The organism is Pseudoalteromonas sp. Xi13, from assembly GCF_003952205.1.
In the GTDB taxonomy this organism is placed as follows: domain Bacteria; phylum Pseudomonadota; class Gammaproteobacteria; order Enterobacterales; family Alteromonadaceae; genus Pseudoalteromonas; species Pseudoalteromonas atlantica.
The window spans coordinates 1,909,789-1,929,966 of the sequence record NZ_CP034439.1 but is presented as its reverse complement, the minus strand read 5'-3'; the positions used below and the strand labels follow the sequence as shown (position 1 = coordinate 1,929,966).

At 39.8% G+C, this 20,178-nt stretch carries 18 protein-coding genes; 11 read left to right on the top strand and 7 right to left on the bottom strand.

All coding sequences use genetic code 11. The features are described 5' to 3' along the window. Positions 1 to 90: 90 nt before the first annotated feature. The 5 genes from fur to EJ103_RS08685 form a co-directional block, all read right to left on the bottom strand. Positions 91 to 534, bottom strand: coding sequence for a ferric iron uptake transcriptional regulator (gene fur, locus EJ103_RS08705; protein WP_004586675.1), 444 nt, complete (start codon positions 532 to 534; stop codon positions 91 to 93). Positions 535 to 721: 187 nt separating this feature from the next. Further along, positions 722 to 1,249: a flavodoxin FldA gene (gene fldA / locus EJ103_RS08700; protein WP_004586674.1), complete on the bottom strand. Its 528-nt coding sequence runs from the start codon at positions 1,247 to 1,249 to the stop codon at positions 722 to 724. 14 nt (positions 1,250 to 1,263) lie between these two features. After that, positions 1,264 to 1,542, bottom strand: a complete 279-nt coding sequence (ybfE, locus tag EJ103_RS08695) for a LexA regulated protein (RefSeq protein WP_004586673.1) — start codon at positions 1,540 to 1,542, stop codon at positions 1,264 to 1,266. Positions 1,543 to 1,544: 2 nt separating this feature from the next. Next, the gene (locus tag EJ103_RS08690) at positions 1,545 to 1,766 is read right to left on the bottom strand and encodes a DUF2788 domain-containing protein (protein ID WP_004586672.1); all 222 of its coding nucleotides are present in this window, start codon (positions 1,764 to 1,766) and stop codon (positions 1,545 to 1,547) included. Between the two features lie 95 nt (positions 1,767 to 1,861). Then, a complete protein-coding gene (locus tag EJ103_RS08685) occupies positions 1,862 to 2,629 on the bottom strand; it encodes an alpha/beta fold hydrolase (protein ID WP_055253688.1) in 768 nt (255 codons plus the stop codon). Between the two features lie 345 nt (positions 2,630 to 2,974). On the opposite strand from EJ103_RS08685, the gene seqA reads away from it, so the two are divergent. The 7 genes from seqA (at position 2,975) to EJ103_RS08650 (ending at position 10,900) form a co-directional block, all read left to right on the top strand. Next, the gene (gene seqA, locus EJ103_RS08680) at positions 2,975 to 3,550 is read left to right on the top strand and encodes a replication initiation negative regulator SeqA (protein ID WP_126007159.1); all 576 of its coding nucleotides are present in this window, start codon (positions 2,975 to 2,977) and stop codon (positions 3,548 to 3,550) included. A 10-nt stretch (positions 3,551 to 3,560) separates the two neighbouring features. After that, the gene (pgm, locus tag EJ103_RS08675; protein WP_126007157.1) at positions 3,561 to 5,198 is read left to right on the top strand and encodes a phosphoglucomutase (alpha-D-glucose-1,6-bisphosphate-dependent); all 1,638 of its coding nucleotides are present in this window, start codon (positions 3,561 to 3,563) and stop codon (positions 5,196 to 5,198) included. Between the two features lie 79 nt (positions 5,199 to 5,277). Further along, positions 5,278 to 6,330, top strand: a complete 1,053-nt coding sequence (gene astE / locus EJ103_RS08670; protein WP_126007155.1) for a succinylglutamate desuccinylase — start codon at positions 5,278 to 5,280, stop codon at positions 6,328 to 6,330. 265 nt (positions 6,331 to 6,595) lie between these two features. Next, a complete protein-coding gene (locus EJ103_RS08665; protein ID WP_126007153.1) occupies positions 6,596 to 7,810 on the top strand; it encodes a thiamine pyrophosphate-dependent dehydrogenase E1 component subunit alpha in 1,215 nt (404 codons plus the stop codon). Continuing rightward, complete coding sequence (locus tag EJ103_RS08660) at positions 7,810 to 8,787, top strand: alpha-ketoacid dehydrogenase subunit beta (RefSeq protein ID WP_024033553.1); 978 nt, start codon at positions 7,810 to 7,812, stop codon at positions 8,785 to 8,787. Before EJ103_RS08665 ends, EJ103_RS08660 begins: the two co-directional genes overlap by 1 nt. Before the next feature lie 8 nt (positions 8,788 to 8,795). Next, positions 8,796 to 10,394 carry a dihydrolipoyllysine-residue acetyltransferase gene (locus EJ103_RS08655; RefSeq protein WP_126007151.1) on the top strand — a complete coding sequence of 533 codons (1,599 nt, stop codon included), beginning with the start codon at positions 8,796 to 8,798 and terminating at the stop codon, positions 10,392 to 10,394. Positions 10,395 to 10,534: 140 nt separating this feature from the next. Then, the gene (locus tag EJ103_RS08650) at positions 10,535 to 10,900 is read left to right on the top strand and encodes a DUF805 domain-containing protein (protein ID WP_054982556.1); all 366 of its coding nucleotides are present in this window, start codon (positions 10,535 to 10,537) and stop codon (positions 10,898 to 10,900) included. A gap of 68 nt (positions 10,901 to 10,968) precedes the next feature. On the opposite strand, the gene EJ103_RS08645 is transcribed toward EJ103_RS08650, so the two are convergent. After that, entirely contained in the window at positions 10,969 to 12,138 is a 1,170-nt protein-coding gene (locus EJ103_RS08645; protein WP_126007149.1) for a putative manganese transporter, read from the bottom strand. A gap of 140 nt (positions 12,139 to 12,278) precedes the next feature. Continuing rightward, complete coding sequence (locus EJ103_RS08640) at positions 12,279 to 13,904, bottom strand: M28 family metallopeptidase (RefSeq protein WP_126007147.1); 1,626 nt, start codon at positions 13,902 to 13,904, stop codon at positions 12,279 to 12,281. Between the two features lie 113 nt (positions 13,905 to 14,017). Between EJ103_RS08640 and EJ103_RS08635 the strand changes: the two genes are divergently transcribed. From EJ103_RS08635 to EJ103_RS08620, 4 genes are all read left to right on the top strand, one after another. Next, positions 14,018 to 14,830, top strand: coding sequence for a DUF3025 domain-containing protein (locus EJ103_RS08635; RefSeq protein WP_004586661.1), 813 nt, complete (start codon positions 14,018 to 14,020; stop codon positions 14,828 to 14,830). Continuing rightward, complete coding sequence (locus tag EJ103_RS08630; RefSeq protein WP_024033559.1) at positions 14,827 to 15,615, top strand: ATP-binding cassette domain-containing protein; 789 nt, start codon at positions 14,827 to 14,829, stop codon at positions 15,613 to 15,615. Before EJ103_RS08635 ends, EJ103_RS08630 begins: the two co-directional genes overlap by 4 nt. Further along, positions 15,608 to 16,816 (top strand): ABC transporter permease, encoded by a 1,209-nt coding sequence (locus EJ103_RS08625; protein WP_126007145.1) that lies wholly within the window; start codon positions 15,608 to 15,610, stop codon positions 16,814 to 16,816. Before EJ103_RS08630 ends, EJ103_RS08625 begins: the two co-directional genes overlap by 8 nt. Before the next feature lie 292 nt (positions 16,817 to 17,108). After that, positions 17,109 to 20,165 (top strand): ATP-binding protein, encoded by a 3,057-nt coding sequence (locus EJ103_RS08620; RefSeq protein ID WP_126007143.1) that lies wholly within the window; start codon positions 17,109 to 17,111, stop codon positions 20,163 to 20,165. The last annotated feature ends 13 nt before the right edge of the window (positions 20,166 to 20,178 follow it).

Here is a 20,178-nt window from a genome sequence, read left to right as displayed (position 1 = left end):
TGCAAATTGGTATTAAACACAGTTTAAATGTTTAATTTTAAGCACAAAAAAACCTGCAATAGCAGGTTTTTTTATTACTATAGCGCGTTATTAGCTATTTGAATCGCTAAATGCTTTACACGCTGCTTTGTCTTGACACTCACCGTATAGGTATAAAGAGTGATTTGTTAGTGTAATACCGTTTTCTTCGGCTATTTCTAACTGGCGACGTTCAATTAAGTCATCTTCAAATTCAACAACTTTACCACATTTTAAACACACTAGGTGGTCGTGGTGAGTGCTGCCAGAAAGTTCAAATACTGACTTTCCGCCTTCAAAATGGTGACGGCTTACAATACCTGCGTCATCAAATTGGTTTAATACACGGTAAACAGTCGCAAGACCAATTTCTTCACCTAAATCTAAAAGAATTTTGTATACATCTTCAGCGCTGATGTGTTGGTTATCTGGAGATTGTAGAATTTCTAAGATTTTAATACGCGGTAAAGTTACTTTTAAACCGGCTTTTTTAAGTTCCAAGTTATGATCAGTCATTAAATCTGTCTCAAATTTGTTTGGTTATACTAGACATCTCTTACAGATGCACACGACACATTAGCAATAACAAGGATAACGCGCCTAAGCACTGAGTGCAAAGAACAATTGATCAATTTTGCTATTAATTCTAAAGTCGCTAACTGTTTGATAATTATTTAAACAGTTAGCGATAAAAGGGGGGAGGTTAGTCTGCTAGTTCACTTAAGCACATTTCATCATATACTTGTGCGCACCATGCTTTAACACGTTGTTCTGTTAATTCAGGTTGGCGGTCTTCATCAATACCTAAGCCTACAAAGTGCGTGTCATCAGCCATACCTTTAGATGCTTCAAAGTCGTAGCCTTCACTCGACCAATGGCCAACCACAATAGCACCGCGCTCGGTAACGATATCGTTGATCATACCCATAGCGTCTAAAAAGTATTCTGCGTAGTCTTCTTGGTCGCCACAACCAAAAATAGCCACTAGCTTACCTTCAAAGTCTACTTCTTCAAGCTCAGGGAAAAAGTCATCCCAATCACATTGTGCTTCACCGTAGTACCAAGTAGGAATACCGAATAAGATTAAATCGAACTCTGCAATCTCTTCTTTAGAGCTTTTTGCAATGTCGTGTACAGCCACAAGCTTTTTACCCAATTCTTTTTGGATCATTTTTGCTACGTGTTCTGTATTACCTGTGTCACTTCCGAAAAAAATGCCTACACTTGCCATGGACTTCAAACCTTTTATCTATCAATAGCCAATCTTTCTTGTAAAATTGTTTCAATCAGCGCACTACGGCTAATATTTTGTGCATCTGCCATATCACTCAGTGCCTGATATAACTGTGATGAAACTTTAAATTCTACACGCTTTAAACCGCGTGCTTTATCTCGTTTTATTTGATTACGTTTATTAACCTTTAACTGCATATCCCTTGGTAAAGGGTTCGTTTTAGGCCTGCCTGGGCGCTTTTCGTATTCAAATAAATCGGGAGTTGTTCTATCTGTTTCTGACTTCGCCATGCCTAACCTACACCTGCACCTTGCCAAAAAACTTGTATAAGTCCTTTCGCAATAAAGCCAGAACACCCTAAAAAGAGGACGCCCCACACAATGTAGCGACCAAACTTAGGTACGTTACCACTATTAAGTACGTCTTTAATTGCCAGGCCGATGAATACAAAAATACCGGCTAAGCCAAAGTACAACCCTAGGGTATCAAATTCGTTAATAAACTGACTGACCATCAACGTATAACCTTTAAATTAAACGGCGCGTACTATAGCATATAAATATGCATTAATTTAGTACGGATAACCAAAAACACATGATTAAAATTGCATTAAAGCCCTGTTAAAAAGTCATTTATTGCTTTATTAACTGCAGCGGGTTTTTGTGCATGAAGCCAATGTCCAGCACCGTGTATAATTTTTGCTCGTGTATTTTTAAAGCGCTTTGTTATTTCATCGCGGTATTCTGGCAGTATGTAATCAGAATCGTTACCTTTGATAAACAAAGTATCGCACAAACAAGAATTGTTTTCATTAACATTGGCTGTGATTGTCGAATATTTTTCATCAAGTACATCTAAATTAAATCGCCATTTGTACTGTCCATCGTCATTTTTAGCTAAGCTTTTTAGTAAAAACTGCCTAACACCTAGCTCATTAATGTACTCGCTCATAATAGCATCGGCTTGTTTTCTATCAGTAACCTGGCTAGTTGCCACTTTTTTTAGTGCATTAATAATTTGTGTGTGGCGGGCAGGGTAACTCACTGGGGCAATATCAAGTACCACCAGCTTATTTACTTTTTGGCTATGCATTAGCGCCACTTCCATCGCCACTTTACCGCCCATTGAATGGCCAATAAGGTGCGCATTGTTAATATTTAACGCGTTCATTAGCTCAACAATATCTGCGGCCATTGCAGGGTAGTTCATTTCATTACTGTGCGGTGAAGCACCATGGTTACGCAAATCTACATTAGTTACCCTAAAGTGCTCGCTCAAGGGTTTTGCAATAACATTTAGGTTTTCTAAAGAGCCAAATAAACCATGAATGATCACTACATCCGGACCTTCACCGTATTGTTTATAGTTTAATAGCATGACCGCCTCCTAAAATTTTGGCTTAGTTTGCCGAGCATTGCCCTAAAAAGCAAAAGATATAACGGTTAACATGCTCTGCACGCGCCTTTTATGGGGTAACACCGTTTATTTTTACGCCAATTATGGGCTATTTGGTGTTACCAGCCTAATGGAGATAAAAATATGGGTAGTATTTTTAAAAGCTGTTAATTACTACATTGGGTTTATAAGCAAATAATCAACACACCTTTATTAGCGCGTTTATAGGTTATGTTTGTGCGAGTGCTTGTTGTAACTCGCATTTATATTTGGTTTGGGTATAATCACGGGGAAAGAAAAAATGTGGCCCGTAATGACAGGAACAACATGAAACAAATCGACATAGACGACGAGTTATATCAGTATATTGCTAGCAATACACAAAGTATTGGCGAAAGCGCATCCACTATTTTACGTCGTTTATTAAATCTAAACGGTGATGACAACACTTCCGTTGCTAAGAACAATCAAAACAACCAAACAGCTACTCAAGCCCCACTTGACGACACGCCAGCTACTAACGACAGCCAAGAGCAAGAGGTTGTCACACCAGTGAAGCAAACAAACGCTAATGTATTTAATATTCTAAATAAAGAAGAACTAGCAATGCAAAAAGGGGTGGTAGGCAGGTTTTTATTTATTTTAAGTGCTTTTTATAGAACGCATAAAAAAGAGTTTAGTGCTGTGCTTGATATAAAAGGGCGCGACCGCGTTTACTTTGCAACCAGCAAAGAAGACTTAGTTAATAGCGGCAGTAGTATGAACCCTAAAAATATTACCGACAGTGAGTACTGGGTAATGACAAATTCAAACACGACACGTAAAAAAATGATGCTACACGAGGTTGCGCTGTGCTTAGGTTATTCAGCAGAGCAAGCAGAAGAAATTCGCGATTACTTGTAAGGAAATAAACATGGCTATTCATTCAGGTGCTGGGAAAACTGCGCCACATTCAACTTTAGTTAACGTACCAAAACTGGTATCGGCTTATTACTTAAATGAGCCAGACTTAGAGCAAAACCCAGAGCATTGTGTTGCTTTTGGTACGTCGGGTCACCGTGGTTGCTCTTACGATGTTAAGTTTAACGAATCTCATATTTTAGCCATTACACAAGCTATTTGTGACTACAGAAAGCAAAACGACATTTTTGGTCCGCTTTTTTTAGGTAAAGATACCCATGCATTAAGTGAAGCTGCTTTTAACTCTGCCATAGAAGTATTAGTGGCTAATGAGGTGCAAGTAATCACCCAGCAAAATCACGATTACACGCCAACCCCTGTCATTAGCCATGCTATTGTTTGCCATAACAAATTAAATCCTAACGAATTAGCCGATGGTATTGTGGTAACGCCTTCACATAACCCGCCAGAAGACGGTGGCTTTAAATACAATCCACCTAACGGCGGCCCAGCAGATACCGACGTAACTAAATGGATTGAAGACAGAGCAAATCAATTACTATTAGAAGATTTAGTAGAAGTTGAGCTGTTTCCATTTGCTAAAGCATCGCGTTCAGGGTTTATTAAATACGAAGACCTAATGACGCCATACATTAACGACTTAGAAAATATCGTTAATTTAAAAGCCGTTAGCGATGCGGGTATTAAAGTAGGTATTGACCCGCTTGGTGGCTCTGGTATTAACTTTTGGCCATTAATAGCGCAAAAATATAATTTAGATTTAACCGTAGTAAACGACAGTGTTGATCCGCGTTTTGCATTTATGCCACTTGATAAAGATGGCAAAATCCGTATGGATTGTTCATCACCTTACTCAATGGCTAATTTAATTAAATTAAAAGACGACTTTGATATTGCTATTGGCAACGACCCAGATTACGACCGCCACGGTATTGTTACCGCAGATGGATTAATGAATCCTAATCACTTTTTAGCGGTAGCGATTGATTATTTATTAAAACACCGCGACTGGGACAGCAGTGTAGAAATTGGCAAAACGCTGGTTTCTAGCTCAATGATTGACCGCGTAGTAGCTCGTAATGAGCGTAAAGTTAAAGAAGTGCCGGTTGGCTTTAAGTGGTTTGTCGATGGCTTAAACAAAGGTAAGCTTGCCTTTGGTGGCGAAGAAAGTGCGGGTGCTGCGTTTTTACGATTTGATGGCAGCGTATGGTGTACCGACAAAGACGGCTTTATTATGGGGTTACTTGCAGCTGAAATACTCGCAGTAACAGGTAAAACACCATCAGCGCTTTATAAAGAGCTAGAGCAAGAATTTGGCTCTCCACTATATAAGCGTTTAGATGCCCCTGCTAGCAGTGCGCAAAAGTCACGTTTAAAAGCACTTAGTGCAAGCGATGTTAAAGCCGATACATTAGCAGGTGAACCTATTTTACAAAAACTGACTCATGCCCCTGGCAATGATGCGGCCATTGGCGGCTTAAAAGTAGTGACAGAAAACGGCTGGTTTGCTGCGCGTCCTTCTGGTACTGAAGATATTTATAAAATTTATCTTGAGTCTTTCAAAGGTGAAGAGCATTTAGCACTACTAGAAAAAGAAGCGAAGCAATTAGTTGATTCTGTGATCAGCTAACACGGCTTACACTATTTAAAAACGGCTGATTTATTCAGCCGTTTTTGTTTGTATCTCTCACACTATAAAAGGGCTTATCATGTTAGCCAAACCAGATTATTTAAATGAACTAATAAATAGCGGCGATTTTTTAACACTCAGTCGCGACAATGAATGGCATTTAGAGGCAAGTGAATTTGCTTTAGAAAATGGCACGCACGTAACCGTTCACGATACAGGTGTTATTGAATTTCAACCACAGGGCACAACAACAAAAGATGTTGTGCTTTCAAGCGCTGTACACGGTAACGAAACCGCACCTATAGAAATATGTGACGAGCTAATAAAAACCATAATAAAAGGGGAGCTTGCATTAAATCAGCGTGTGCTCTTTATATTTGGTAATCCAAAATCAATAAATATTGGCCTGCGCTTTGTAGAAGAAAACCTAAACCGTTTGTTTAATGGCCACCACACTGTTGAGGGTGTGCCAATGAATGATGAGCGTAAACGCGCAGCAAAACTAGAAGAGTATGTAACTGACTTTTTTACACGGGGCGAGCAAGGCAGTACACGTTATCATTATGATTTACATACTGCTATACGTGGCTCAAAAAATGAAAAATTTGCTGTGTATCCTTATCTTCATGGTAAACCATGGAAAAAATCGCAGTTACAATTTTTACTTAGCTGCGGTGTAAATACCGTATTGATGATGAAATCACCGGCAACCACATTCAGTTACTATTCTTCGTTTGTTCATGGCGCTGATTCATTTACCGTTGAACTGGGTCAAGTTAAACCGTTTGGTGAAAACGACATGGCTCGCTTTGCAAAAACCAAGCAAACGCTAACTGCATTAATTAGCCAAAAAGAAGTGCAATACCCTCAATTTAATGCAAGTGACTTTGAGCTGTTTGCCGTGCATCGCACAATTAATAGAACGCAGCAGGACTTTAGCTTTCCGTTTTCTGATGATGCAGAAAATTTCACAGGGTTTGCTAAAGGTGAGTTGCTAGCAACAGACGGCGATACCCCTTATTATGCCGATGTGGAAGGGGAAGCTATTATTTTTCCAAATGCGCACGTTGCGCTTGGGCAAAGGGCACTGCTTACCGTTATTCCTATGCAAGTAGATAGTAATTTCGTCTAATAAAACTCATCAGACCACTCGCCTTAAATATTTAACTGTATGTTTTTATTGGTTTAATAAATGCGTACAGTTAACTTTCCATCTTTTTAATCGTATTTTACTTTTGTTTCGTCTTACACTTGTTGAATAACATCTTACGTTAACGTAAGGTGGTGGCAGCTTTAATTAAATACAGCGCAGATGCTGCAAAGTTTATTCGCAAGCCTCACCCATAATAAAAACTTAAAAGGGGCGCTGTATCACAGACAACAAGAGAAGGTAGGTTATGAGTAATCCAAATAACGTATCGCTGAATATTAACCACGACCTCGAGTTTATAGACGGTCATGCGCTAACTATTCCAACCCTTAGTATTTTAACTGAGGACGGCGACATTCATCCTAGTGCTACCGCACCGACTATTTCTAAACACACAGCGATTAAACTATACGAAACAATGCGTTTTATTCGCCTACTCGATGAGCGGATGCAAGGGGCGCAGCGCCAAGGCCGCGTAAGCTTTTATATGCAATGTTTAGGTGAAGAAGCCGCTGTTACTGCCTCTGCTGCCGCACTTGATCAAGATGACATGATTATGGCGCAATACCGCGAGCAAGCCGCTTTGCATTACCGCGGATTTACGCTTGACCAATTTATGAATCAAATGTTTTCTAATGAGTTAGATTTAGGAAAAGGCCGCCAAATGCCGATTCATTATGGTTCAAAAGAATTAAATTATATGACCATATCATCGCCCCTCGGTACGCAAATTCCTCAAGCTACAGGGTATGCCTACGGGCAAAAAGTAAAACACATTGACGCAAAAACCGGCGAACTTGCAAGCACCATAGATAATGTGACTATTTGTTACTTTGGTGAGGGCGCAGCATCTGAAGGTGACTTTCATGCGGGTTTAAATATGGCTGCGGTACACAAAGCCCCTGTTATATTTTTTGCACGTAATAACGGGTATGCAATATCAACACCTGCAGATGAGCAATTTAAAGGCGATGGTATAGCATCGCGAGGCGTAGGGTATGGCATTAAAACCATACGTGTTGATGGCTCAGATGCATTAGCCGTGTTTGCAGCAACACAAAAGGCCCGCGAACTTGCAGCAACGCAGGGCGAGCCGGTATTAATTGAGTCAATAGCGTACAGATTAGGTGCTCACTCAACCTCAGATGATCCAAGTGGTTACCGCTCAAAAGATGAAGAGGCCACGCATAAAGTTTGCCCAATTGATAAATTTAAAAAATGGTTGATCAAGCAAGAGTGGTTAAACGAAGAGGACGATGCTAAAGCGAAAGACACTATTCGTGAAGATATTTTAGCCGCCCTTAAACGTGCTGAAAAAGTGCAAAAGCCAGCGCTTGAAGAGCTAATATCAGATGTTTACGATACGCCAATTCCCTCACTTGAGCGCCAATATAACGATTTAAAAGCACATATAAAGCAGCACCCAGATGCGTACCCAATAACAGCAGGGAGAATTAAGTAATGGCTAAAATGAACATGCTACACGCAATTAATTCTGCGCTCGATATCACCATGAATGAGCACCCTCAGGCGTGTATTTTTGGTGAAGATGTTGGCTATTTTGGTGGTGTTTTTAGGGCGACCTCAGGTTTGCAAGAAAAGTACGGTAAACACCGCGTATTTAACACACCGCTTACAGAGCAAGGTATTTTAGGTTTTGCCAATGGCTTAGCCGCGTTTGGCGCGCCTGCACTTGCTGAAATACAATTTGCTGATTATATTTTCCCGGCATTTGACCAAATAGTTAATGAGTCTGCCAAGTTTAGATACCGCAGTGGTAATGAATTTAACGTGGGCAATTTAACGATTCGCACACCGTATGGTGGCGGTATTGCGGGGGGCTTATATCACTCACAATCGCCAGAGGCATACTTTGCCCATACGCCAGGGCTAAAAATAGTGGTACCGCGTAACCCGTACCAAGCAAAAGGGTTATTACGAGCAAGTATTAAAGACGATAACCCCGTTATTTTCTTCGAGCCTAAACGTTTATACCGCGCTTCTACCGGCGAAGTACCAGAGGATGATTACAGCATTGAGCTGGGTAAAGCAGAAGTAGTACAAGAAGGTACAGATATCACTGTACTTGCGTGGGGCGCGCAAATGGAAATTGTTGAAAACGCAGCAAAACAAGCCAATGAACAAGGCATTAGTTGTGAGGTGATTGACCTTAGAAGCATATTACCTTGGGATGTTGAGACAATTGCTAAGTCGGTCACTAAAACAGGACGTTTAGTGATAAGCCACGAAGCGCCTATTACCAATGGCTTTGGTGCCGAAATTGCGGCGACTATTCAGCAAGAGTGCTTTTTACACCTTGAGTCACCTATTATGCGAGTATGTGGGTTAGATACACCTTACCCATTAGCACTTGAAAAAGAATATGTGCCTGATGCGCTAAAAGTAATGGCCGCAATTAAACAATCAATGGATTTTTAGGGGATACCATGGCTAAAGATTTTATATTACCCGATATTGGTGAAGGCATTGTTGAATGCGAAGTGGTTGAATGGCTAATACAAGAGGGTGACACAGTAAAAGAAGATCAACCCATTTGTGACGTGATGACCGATAAAGCCCTAGTGCAAATACCGGCTGTGCATGATGGCGTAATCACTAAATTGTATTATCAAAAAGGGGAGATAGCGCAGGTTCATGCACCCTTGTTTGCTATGAATGTAGCCGATGAGCAAAGCCAAAGCGATGAAACACGCACAGAACAAGTGCAAAATACACAAAGCGACAACGCATCGTCAGAGCATTTAGAAGATTTTATTCTTCCGGATATTGGAGAGGGGATTGTTGAGTGTGAAATTGTTGATTGGCTAGTGGCCGAAGGCGATGAAATACAAGAAGATCAGGCTGTGTGTGATGTAATGACTGACAAAGCGCTGGTACAAATTCCGGCTAAATACACAGGTACAGTGCAAAAACTTTACTATCAAAAAGGTGAGATTGCCCAAGTACACAGCCCGTTATTTCAAATGAGCATAGCCGGCAGTACAGCAAAACCAAATGTAGATGTAAACGAAGCCGTTGTAAAAGCACAAAGTAAAGCGGCAGATAAATCTGTAGCAACGCAGCAGACAACAGCAAACAAAGTTGTTAATAAAAAAGCGGTTGCCTCACCAGCTGTAAGGCGCAAAGCCCGAGAGCTTGATGTTGATTTAACGTGCGTACCGGGCAGCGGTAAAAATGGCCGCATATATAAACAAGACATAGAAGAATTTATTAAAGGTGAGGTACCTAACACAATAGATACATCACCACTTAGCAGTGCTACTACTAAAAGCAGTGTCACTCAAAATAAAGAGCCACAATCGCCACAAACACAAAGCGGTGGTATGCGTGCAGAGCCAATTAAAGGCATTAAAGCGGCTATGGCAAAGCAAATGATGGCCTCGGTCTCTACAATCCCTCACTTTACCTTTAGTGACGAGATAGACTTAACGCAATTAATTGCCCTGCGAGCGAGTTTAAAAGAGCAGTATAAAGCGCAAGGTGTAAAGCTCACTATGATGCCATTTTTTATCAAAGCGTTATCGCTTGCGATGAAAGAGTACCCAGTGCTTAATTCTAAAGTAAATGATGATTGCACTGAGCTTACCTACTTTGACGATCATAATATTGGGGTAGCAGTGGATTCAAAAGTGGGTTTGCTAGTGCCTAATATTAAATCCTGCCAATCTAAGAGTATTGTTGAAGTTGCAAACAGTTTAACAAGCTTAACTGATGCAGCACGCGAGGGGCGCGTAGCACCAGATGACTTAAAAGGGGGCACCATTAGCATTTCAAATATTGGGGCAATTGGCGGCACTATTGCGACCCCGATTATTAATAAGCCAGAAGTTGCTATTGTAGCATTAGGGAAGTTACAACACTTACCGCGCTTTGATGAAAGCGGCCAAGTTGTGAGTAAAGCTATTATGCAAGTGAGTTGGTCAGGCGATCACCGTGTTATTGATGGCGGTACAATTGCTCGCTTTAATAACTTGTGGAAATCGTACCTAGAAAGTCCATCGGCAATGATGATGGCTATGATTTAAAAATTAAACTTATAAAAAAACCAGCAATTTGCTGGTTTTTTGTTTTAAAGCGCGGTGTTTTTAATTAAGATACAAATGTTACTAAAAGGTAATAAAATTAACCCGCTAGGGAATATAAAAACTAACACTAAGGAATTGTAATGGAACATTATATGAACGCGCTGCGTAGCTACGCAGATTTTTCAGGACGTAATCGCCGTAAAGCATTTTGGATGTTTTACTTAATAAATTTATTAATCAGCATAGTACTAGGTGTTGTTGATGAGCTAATGGGTGTAGCTGTAATTGGTACTATCTATAGCTTGGCACTGTTAATTCCTCAATTGAGCGCTGGCGCACGCCGTTTACACGATACTGGCCGTTCTGGCTGGTGGCAGCTACTTTGGTTAGTGCCAATCATTGGCTGGATTGTTATAATTGTATTCCTTGCGCAAGACTCACATGAAGGTGAGAACGATTATGGCCCAAATCCAAAAGAGTTAGCGGCTGAACCTGTTTCGGTATAAATAATACGCTAAAATTAAAAAAGCTCAGCAATTGCTGAGCTTTTTTGTACTTATGATTTTTTAAACTGTTAACTTAAAAAGTAAAGCCCGTAACCAACAACTAAAGCAGGTATAGAGGTATACAAGGTAGCAATTACAGCCGCTTTTGGCGCCATTGCAATGGCAGGAAACAACGCATCGCCATCATTTGAAATCGCATTAGCAGCTAATGCACTAAAAGGAATAATGCCCTGTATATAAAGCGTGGTTACAATTATTTGTGGCCCACAGCCAGGTAAAAAACCAATGACGACTGCAATTAACGGTGCTAAATAGGCGTAGTGCATAAACCAGGTTTTTAAATCAAGCCCTACCACACTGACTAATATTTCAAACAGCATGAACGAAGCCACCACCCATGCAGTAACAAAATGGGTATCTTGTAATACTTTTATAAGCTTTGTAGGCGGATTACATTCATCGTCTTCAGAGGTTACTTCTTTATAGGTTTCGCCTTTAGAAGAATACGCCCATATAGTTACAGTAAATAACGCCATTGCAGCACCAAAAATACTAATACTTGTACCTGTGTATTTTCCAAATTGATCAAAGTCGACATTAAAGGCAATTAAAAACGCAATGATTAAACTTGGAATAATGGCAAACATCCACACAGGTTTGCTTATTTTTATTATTTTAGTGGGCAAAACTTTTACTTGGTGTTTTTGCTCTTGTGCGCTGGGACGTAAAAAATCAGGTTTGTGAATTGCATTAACTATTAATCCACACAGTGTGCCTACCACTAAACCTATAGCCATTATTGTTAAACCTTCAGTGGGACGCGTAGCAAGCAGTAAAAAAGCAGCATCACCCATCGTGGCGGTAAGTACAGCAACAATAGCCCCAAAGCTTGCTTGGCCTTTAGTGTATTGAGTAACCACAATAATTGCACCACCACAGCCGGGTAAAGCGCCAAGAACGGATGCAAACAGCACTTCAAGTGACTTAGATTTAGCGCTTAAGTAGCTCATTTCTAATTGAGGGATATGTTCTATTGCGTAGTAGTAAATAAGTAACGTAGCCGCTACAAATACACTAACCTGAAAAAACGCATCACTGAGAGCAGTAATGGTTATTTCGAGAAGACTAGGAACAGCTAAACATACCAATAAAAAAAGTGGTAGGAGTAAGCGTTTATTTTGGCTAACAAACCGTTTGGAAGCTGGCGTAATAAATCCTATTTGAGAGAGTAAAATCATAAGTGTGCCCCAGTTTTATTTTAACTAGGACACACTGTATACATTTTGCAAATGATAATCAATATCATTTGAATCTATTTAAATCGATAGCTCAGTTTGAGTTTTTCGATGGTAAATAACCTACGTTTAGGCGAAATACATTATTTGCGTTGAAACTCTGAGTTTTCGTACCATGCAGGCCATTGTGCTTGCTCAGAAATATCAAAGCCTACTTTATAAAACAATTGTAAGTCTTGAACCGCACCCGATAAATCCCACTCATCGCGGTATCTGTCACAGGGTTGATGGTAGCAACCACGTAGCACTAAGCTCATACGTTTACGATAATTTGCTGTATCCTCATCAGCGGCAACAGTTCCGCCGCCTGCATACATAGCCGGAATGCCCATGTTTGCAAATGCAAAATGATCAGAGCGGTAATAACCACCTGATGATGGTTTAGGGTCGCCCGCTATTGTTCTACCTTGCGCTTTTGCTGCTTTGGCTAGTAGGTCGTCCATTTGCGACTTACCTAAACCTACTACGTTCATGTCTTTTACTTTACCTAATAAGTTTAGGCTATCCATGTTTATATTGGCGACTGTTTTATCAGCAGCAATAACCGGGTTAGCAGCGTAGTATTTAGATCCAAGTAAGCCTTGCTCTTCAGCCGTAACAGCTAAAAATGTCATTGAGCGAGTAGGGTGCTTTGGCAGCTTAGTAAATGCCTCTGCAACCTCAATTAGCCCCGCAGTGCCTGTGGCGTTATCGTGCGCACCATTATAAATTTGGTCGCCCTTACGGGTTGTATCTGTACCTAGGTGATCCCAATGCGCTGAATAAATAATATGTTCATCCGCTTTTTCGCTACCCGGCAACGTGGCAATAAAGTTATACGACACCGATTTTTTAATTGTATTTTTAACATTAACCGATGCAGTTAAATCGCCCATGTCAACGTTATACGCACCTTTAGCTGCATTGGTTTTTGCAGTCTCAAAATCCAGACCCGCTTTAGCAAATAACTCTTTTGCTACATCAGTGGTCACCCAGCCTTCAACCGCAACGCGGTCCATATTGTTGTTCTCTTTTTGAAAACCAAACTGCTCACCGCTCCATGAGTTTTCAACCACTGACCACGGGTATGATGCAGGGGCTGTTTCGTGAATGATGATAGCACCGGCTGCACCTTGACGACTCGCTTCTTCATATTTATAAGTCCAGCGGCCATAGTAGGTCATTGCATCGCCGGTAAATAACGCAGGATCTTTTGTAGCAAAACCCGGATCGTTAACAAGCATAACAACAGTTTTGCCTTTTACGTCTAGGCCTTCGTAATCGTTCCAGTTATATTCAGGGGCATTTACACCGTAACCTACGAAGACAAGCTCTGAATTTTCAATCCCTTCTTGTGCGCTAATGCGGCTACTGCCCATAACCATGTCTTTTTTGTATTGATAATCTTTGCCACCAATACTTAATACCATATTTGAATCAGCTTCTAATGAAACAAGCGGCACTTCTTGTAAAAAGCTATCACCATTACCGGGTTCAAACCCTAATGCTTTAAATTGAGTGGTCAGATAATCAAGCGTTAACTTTTCACCTTCAGATGAAGGCGCTCTACCGCCAAATTCATCAGAGGCAAGCACTTTAATGTGCGCTGCAAGTTCATCTGCTTTAATACTGTTGTATCCATTTGTTACATCGGTAGGTGTAATACTTGTTGTTGCACAGCCAGCTAATACAGCGCCAGCAATCAGTGTGAGAGAGAAATATCGTTTCATAGTAGCTCTATTCTTGTTCTAAGATGTGATTAGTATATTAACTTCTATTAATTAGAACCAGTTTTTGCGGTAAACTGCCCGCAAATTAACAGCATAAATTGTTAAAGGTATAAATGAAGCGCTTTACTCCGCCCGAGCAATGGCAAGTTAGTAGTTTGAAAAGCGGTGCGTTTGAGCACTTACGAACACTGTTTAATATTGATAAACAAACTGATTGGCCAAGCCCCGATTGGTTCACTGTGTATTTGAATGCCATTAATGCTAATAACCTGCCAATAACGTTTGAAGACGATGCAAACGTTGATTTTGGTGAGCGCTATTATGAGCAAGTCATTTTTGAAACTGGCGTAGTGCCTACACGCAGTAAAAATTGGCACGACTTATTTGGTGGCTTTATTTGGTGTTTGTTTCCAAAAACCAAGGCGCTTATTAATCAGCGCCACGTACAAGAAATAGCGCAACATGGCTTAAAGCAACGTACTAAACATCGTAATGCACTCACATTATTTGACGAGTGCGGCGTGGTGCTTGCCATTAGTGATACTAAGTGGCAAACGCTTTTAACAGACCACCAATGGAAAACTGCATTTATAACTCACCGAGAAGAGTGGGGCAAAACAATACAACCTTTTATGTTTGGCCACGCTAATTATGAAATGCTCACAAAACCCTATATTGGTTTAACGGGTAAAGCGTTATTTGTAAGTGTACCGGATGAAATATTTTGTAAAGATTTAGTTACTCAATATCAGTACCTAGACCAAGTACTTTATGAGAAGATAAAAATAGAGCATTGCTTAGCCGATAACAAACAGCTTTCTCCATTGCCATTATTAGGTGTACCAGGGTGGCATGACGCAAATGAGAATGAATCGTTCTATGATAATACCGACTACTTTAGAGCTAAACGAAGGATACGAAAATGATAGAAGTCGCAGGGCTTAAAAAAAAGTTTAAGTTAACCAAGGATCATAAAAAAAATAAAGTTGATGATATAGACCCGCGTGAAGATAAAGATTTTTTTCATTCAGTAAGAGATGTCAGCTTTCAATGTGCAAAAGGCGAAGTGTTAGGGTTACTTGGCCCTAATGGCGCAGGTAAAACTACTACATTGCGTATGCTCTCAACTGCACTTAAGCCCGATGAAGGCACAATAACTATCGCCGGCAACGACATAATTAAAAAGCCGTTAGTAGGGCGCAAGTCTATTGGTTTTTTATCCGGTTCAACTGGTTTGTATGGTCGTCTGACCGTTAAAGAAAATATTGAATACTTTGCAAAGCTTCATGGAATGAACAAAGAGCAAATAGCGGCTCGTTGTGAAGAGCTTTTTACTTTGCTCGACATGCATAAATTTATTGATAAACGTGCAGAAAACTTATCTACCGGCATGAAGCAAAAAGCCAATATTGCCCGTGCTGTGGTACATCACCCAGAAGTGGTGGTACTCGATGAGCCAACCACAGGCCTTGATATCATGACCACACAAACAGTGATCAACTTTATAAAAGGCTTAAAGGCGCAAGGCACGCCTGTTATTTTTTCAACGCACCATTTAGATGAAGTCGCCCTTTTATGTGACCGTGTTGCGGTAATTAATGAAGGCGTAAGCTGCTTTGATGGCACACTTGCTGAATTCAAACAGGCAGGTAATAGTGAAGAGCTAAACCAAGCGTTTATGAACATATTAACGGAGAAACACGATGTTTGAAGTTTTTAAAAAGGAATTAACAGAACTCCTACGCGATAAAAAAACATTGTTGTTTGTAGTCGCTCTACCCGTTGCGGTGTTTCCCTTATTATTTGCCGTTATGGCGTTTATTAGCTCTCAAGCGGCACTCGACGCTGAACAAAAGGTACATACCTACGCCATTATTAATGGCGACTACGCGCCAGAGTTTACCGAAAAAGTGTTTTATCATAAAAGCTTTGAACTTTATAAAGGTGCTAAAACCTTTAATAACATTGAAGAGCTAAAAGAAGGGGTAATCGCAGGTGATATAGACATGGGTATATATTTACCCACTAACGCTAAACAAGCCTTAAATGATGCCCAGCAAAGTAAGTGGGAAGTGGTATTTAATGATGCTAAATCTATCAACTTTTTATTTCAGCGTGTAAAAGAGCTCGCCAAAGAATATAGCGATGCATTACAAACAGAAAAATTAATCAGTTTTGGTATTGAAAAAGAAGCCCATTTAGCACTTTTAACCCCTATTGAAGTAGTAAAGGTTGATACCGCCGATAAACGTGAAAACTTAGGTGAAAAACTAGGTGGCTTTTTGCCCTACCTACTTATTCCTATAGTTCTTATGGGCGCTACGTACCCAGCAATAGATTTAGGTGCAGGTGAAAAAGAGCGCGGTACATTAGAAACCTTATTGCTTACACCTATTACGCGTACAGAGCTGGTACTAGGCAAATTTATAACCTTACTGACAACCTCAATTGCATCAACAACTATAACTGTACTCAGTATGGGCGGGTGGATAGCGGTAGCCCTTGCATTTGCAGACCTAGAAGTAATTAAAACAGCATTTAGCTCATTAGCGGTAAGCGATTTATTAATGATTTTTGTATTGTTACTACCTATTGCCGCGATATTCTCAGCATTGGCGTTAGCAATATCTATTTATGCTCGTACATTTAAAGAGGCCCAAAATTACATGGCACCTTTGAGTATGGGGGTGTTTTTTCCCATCATTGTATCCATTATGCCTAATGTAGAGCTAACAGCTAAAACTGCTTTTATTCCTGTTACTAATGTAGCGCTCGCAATTAAAGAAATTGTTAAAGGCACGGTAGATTACACCTTGGTTGGCTTAATATTTTTGGCTACGGCACTTATTGCCGGCGCGTTACTTGCCTTTTGTGTTAAGTGGTTTAACCGCGAAGACGTATTATTTAGATAGTTTAAGGTTTTATAAACGGGCAGGGTATTGTCTTGCTCGTTTACCTTTTCTACCCATTAATTGTTATCGCTTATAATTTTTTATTTGCCGTCTATATTAATTTGTATGTTTTTTAGAGTGGTATTCATCTTAAATTAACACTGCTTTTTAATAGTAATACTAAGTGATTGGTTTAGAGTATTTGTTCAAACTTTAATTACACTTTTTTAAGTAACTAATTATTTTTACTTCTATTTTTTATCAAATAATCCTCTATAATCTAACCTAGAAAATAGTGAGGAGTGAGGGTTCAATGCTAAAAAGGAATGTATTTATAACAGCAGCAAAAGGTAATAAATTATTACTGGTTGCCATTATTGTTTTTTTAGTTATTGCATTGCCTTCGGTGTATGTGTTTGAAAAAAAAGTGCGCGCAGAGATATATAACGATGCTCGTAGTGAACTCAATCGTGAGCTTGAAACAAAAGCCGCGTCTTTAAAAAATCATTTAAACGACAGTATTACCGCTATTCGCTTTTTAAACGCCACTCCACCTATTCAAGGTATATCTAGAGCGACCGATAACCAATTAATCGACCCACTATTACAAACCCCAATTGCTGTATGGCAAGACCGCCTTGCTGATATTTTTAGCGGGTTTATGCAAACCGACGATTCTATTTTGCAAGCACGTTACATTATGCTTGCTGAAAATGGCCAAGAGATAGTACGTGTAGACCGCTTTTTAGGTGACATAATTAGGCTACAGGGCGCACAACTGCAAAAAAAAGGCGGGCGAGACTACGTACTTAAAGCCAGCATGCTTGATGAAAAAAGTGTGTATATATCGCCTATTAACTTCAACCGCGAAAACGGTGAAATACAAAAACCCTTTGTTAGTACATACCGCGTAGCTAAGCCGGTTTTCGATCATTTAAAGCAAGTGTTTGCAATTTTAGTGACAAACTACTCCGCAGATAAGTTATTTGAAAGTTTAACGTTTGAACTTCCACCTGGGATTAATATTTATTTGCTTAATAATGAAAGCGAATTTTTATACCACCCAAACCCTGATTTACGGTTTGGTTTTGAATTTAACCAAGCCAAAACCTGGAGTGATGAATTTAGCCCCACACAAAACATGAATTCTCACGAAACCTTGTTAATAGGTGATGCACCAAAACAGTACTTTTTAAATAAACGGGTAAGTTTTGAAGGCGATATTGCCATGCTGCCGTTAGAGATGGCCGTTTCTATTGATTCTGAAACCTTATTGGAACGCGTTGCAAAAAGGCGCGAAAGTTTTATCGCCATCACCGCCACATTTTTTACCATATTTATAATTATTACGCTGTTATATCAGCGTTATATTAATCGCAAGCTGCTTATACATTCTTTAACAGAGCAAAATAATAAAGTGATTGAAAATTCACTCGACGCTATTTTTACCATAGACAGTGATGAAACTATTATTCACTGTAATCAAACGGCTAAAAAAGTTTTTGCAAGTAGGCTAGGTAATGACAACACCCGCTTTAGTAACTTATTTACCCTTGCAGATGAAGATAAAAACTGCATTAGTGAAACCATAGAGCATGGCTCTAAAATGCCATTTGAAGCGGTTTATACTGGTAATGATGGCAATAAAGAATACTATTCAATCACGCTGACCAGCGTATTTGATGTATTTAGCAATCGTTATCAGGTTGCTGCTGTTTTACGTAATATTAGCTCGTTAAAGCAAACTCAATCACAGTTACAGGGTTTAAATAGCACGTTAGAGTTAAAGGTATCTCAGCGTACTGTTGAACTTGAGCGAGCGATTGACCAAGCCCTTGCCGCAAGCCAAGCAAAAAGTGACTTTGTAGCCAATATTTCCCACGAAATACGCACACCCATGAACGGTGTTTTAGGCATGCTTGAAATGCTTAAAGAAGACAGCCTCACAGAGCAACAGCAACATTATTTAAAATTAGCTAATAGCAGTGCGCACTCGTTAATGAATTTAATTAACGATATTTTAGATTTTTCTAAAATTGAAGCGGGCAAGCTAGATATTGATAATCACTCGTTTGATGTTATCTCTGTCTGTAGCGATATGATTAATTCAATTGCGCTGCAGGGCCAACGTAAAGGGCTAGAGGTCTTTTTAAATACCCAAAACGTGGTTGATAGAATGGTTATTGGTGATAGTCATCGCCTTAAGCAAATTTTAATTAATTTAATAAATAATGCGTTTAAGTTCACGCATAAAGGCGAAGTAAGTTTAACCTTAAACTCTAAATACATTACCGACAGTAAAATTTTAATGAGCTTTATAATTAAAGACACCGGTATTGGTATTGCCCCTGAAAATATCGATAAACTGTTCGATGTGTTTACCCAAGAAGATCCAAGCACAACGCGCCATTTTGGTGGCACCGGTTTAGGGTTATCTATATGTAAAAAACTGGCGCAATTAATGGGCGGTAATATTACCGTTAGCAGTGAAAAGGGCGTAGGCAGCACCTTTGTTGCCACGGTAGAGCTACATGTGGCGCAACAGCAAAAACTTAATACCGGCATTGAGCTTTCAAAAGAGGTCAGTGTGGCGGCGCTTATTGCCCGCGATAATGTATTTAAAAATGTACGCGGATTATTAACTCAAACCTGTAAAATTCAGACAAGCCATATTACAAGGCTCGACTACTTTAGTGAACACAGCGAATTTGATGCCGATTTACTGATTATTGATGACGAACACCCGCAAGTTAATGCGCTAATAAGCTACTGCGAAAAGGCAGATAAAAAATACGTGCTTATATTGCGAGACATGGTAGTTAATAAGCAATCTAAAAAGGTGTTTCCTGAGCATAGCCACATTTTGCACAAACCACTTACGCAAGATCAATTTACCTATAAGCTAGGCAGTATTTTTGGTGCTAATAATGAGTTTGTTTTAACCGCGCCTAAACAAGCAAACGACATAGAGCCAGAGCCTGAGTTGTCTAAGTATCATGTATTATTGGTAGACGACAACATGATTAACATTGAGGTAGCGAAAGCTATTTTAAAACGCACAGGGATAAAAATTACCTGTGCAAGTGATGGCATAGAAGCACTCTCTGCCCTTAAATTTAATCAAGAGCAACCGTTTGACTTAATTTTAATGGATTGCCAAATGCCTAACCTAGATGGCTACGATACCACCAGCGAGATAAGAAATGCTAAAGCTGGGGTTGAGTATATTAGCATTCCAATTATTGCCATGACCGCAAGTGCAATGGAAGGCGATAGAGAGCGTTGCATTACCGCCGGCATGAATGATTATATTACCAAGCCAATAAAGCCTAAAACGCTTAAAAATAGGCTACTAACTTGGTTAAACTAAATGAGCAAAGTCA

Coding starts and splice junctions, on each gene's coding strand:
- EJ103_RS08665 (WP_126007153.1), top strand. CDS start 6,596: ATGAGTAATCCAAATAACGTATCGCTGAATATTAACCACGACCTCGAG.
- fldA (WP_004586674.1), bottom strand. CDS start 1,249: ATGGCAAGTGTAGGCATTTTTTTCGGAAGTGACACAGGTAATACAGAA.
- EJ103_RS08625 (WP_126007145.1), top strand. CDS start 15,608: ATGTTTGAAGTTTTTAAAAAGGAATTAACAGAACTCCTACGCGATAAA.
- astE (WP_126007155.1), top strand. CDS start 5,278: ATGTTAGCCAAACCAGATTATTTAAATGAACTAATAAATAGCGGCGAT.
- EJ103_RS08620 (WP_126007143.1), top strand. CDS start 17,109: ATGCTAAAAAGGAATGTATTTATAACAGCAGCAAAAGGTAATAAATTA.
- EJ103_RS08640 (WP_126007147.1), bottom strand. CDS start 13,904: ATGAAACGATATTTCTCTCTCACACTGATTGCTGGCGCTGTATTAGCT.
- EJ103_RS08655 (WP_126007151.1), top strand. CDS start 8,796: ATGGCTAAAGATTTTATATTACCCGATATTGGTGAAGGCATTGTTGAA.
- seqA (WP_126007159.1), top strand. CDS start 2,975: ATGAAACAAATCGACATAGACGACGAGTTATATCAGTATATTGCTAGC.
- EJ103_RS08630 (WP_024033559.1), top strand. CDS start 14,827: ATGATAGAAGTCGCAGGGCTTAAAAAAAAGTTTAAGTTAACCAAGGAT.
- EJ103_RS08685 (WP_055253688.1), bottom strand. CDS start 2,629: ATGCTATTAAACTATAAACAATACGGTGAAGGTCCGGATGTAGTGATC.
- fur (WP_004586675.1), bottom strand. CDS start 534: ATGACTGATCATAACTTGGAACTTAAAAAAGCCGGTTTAAAAGTAACT.
- EJ103_RS08690 (WP_004586672.1), bottom strand. CDS start 1,766: ATGGTCAGTCAGTTTATTAACGAATTTGATACCCTAGGGTTGTACTTT.
- pgm (WP_126007157.1), top strand. CDS start 3,561: ATGGCTATTCATTCAGGTGCTGGGAAAACTGCGCCACATTCAACTTTA.
- EJ103_RS08635 (WP_004586661.1), top strand. CDS start 14,018: ATGAAGCGCTTTACTCCGCCCGAGCAATGGCAAGTTAGTAGTTTGAAA.
- EJ103_RS08645 (WP_126007149.1), bottom strand. CDS start 12,138: ATGATTTTACTCTCTCAAATAGGATTTATTACGCCAGCTTCCAAACGG.
- EJ103_RS08660 (WP_024033553.1), top strand. CDS start 7,810: ATGGCTAAAATGAACATGCTACACGCAATTAATTCTGCGCTCGATATC.
- ybfE (WP_004586673.1), bottom strand. CDS start 1,542: ATGGCGAAGTCAGAAACAGATAGAACAACTCCCGATTTATTTGAATAC.
- EJ103_RS08650 (WP_054982556.1), top strand. CDS start 10,535: ATGGAACATTATATGAACGCGCTGCGTAGCTACGCAGATTTTTCAGGA.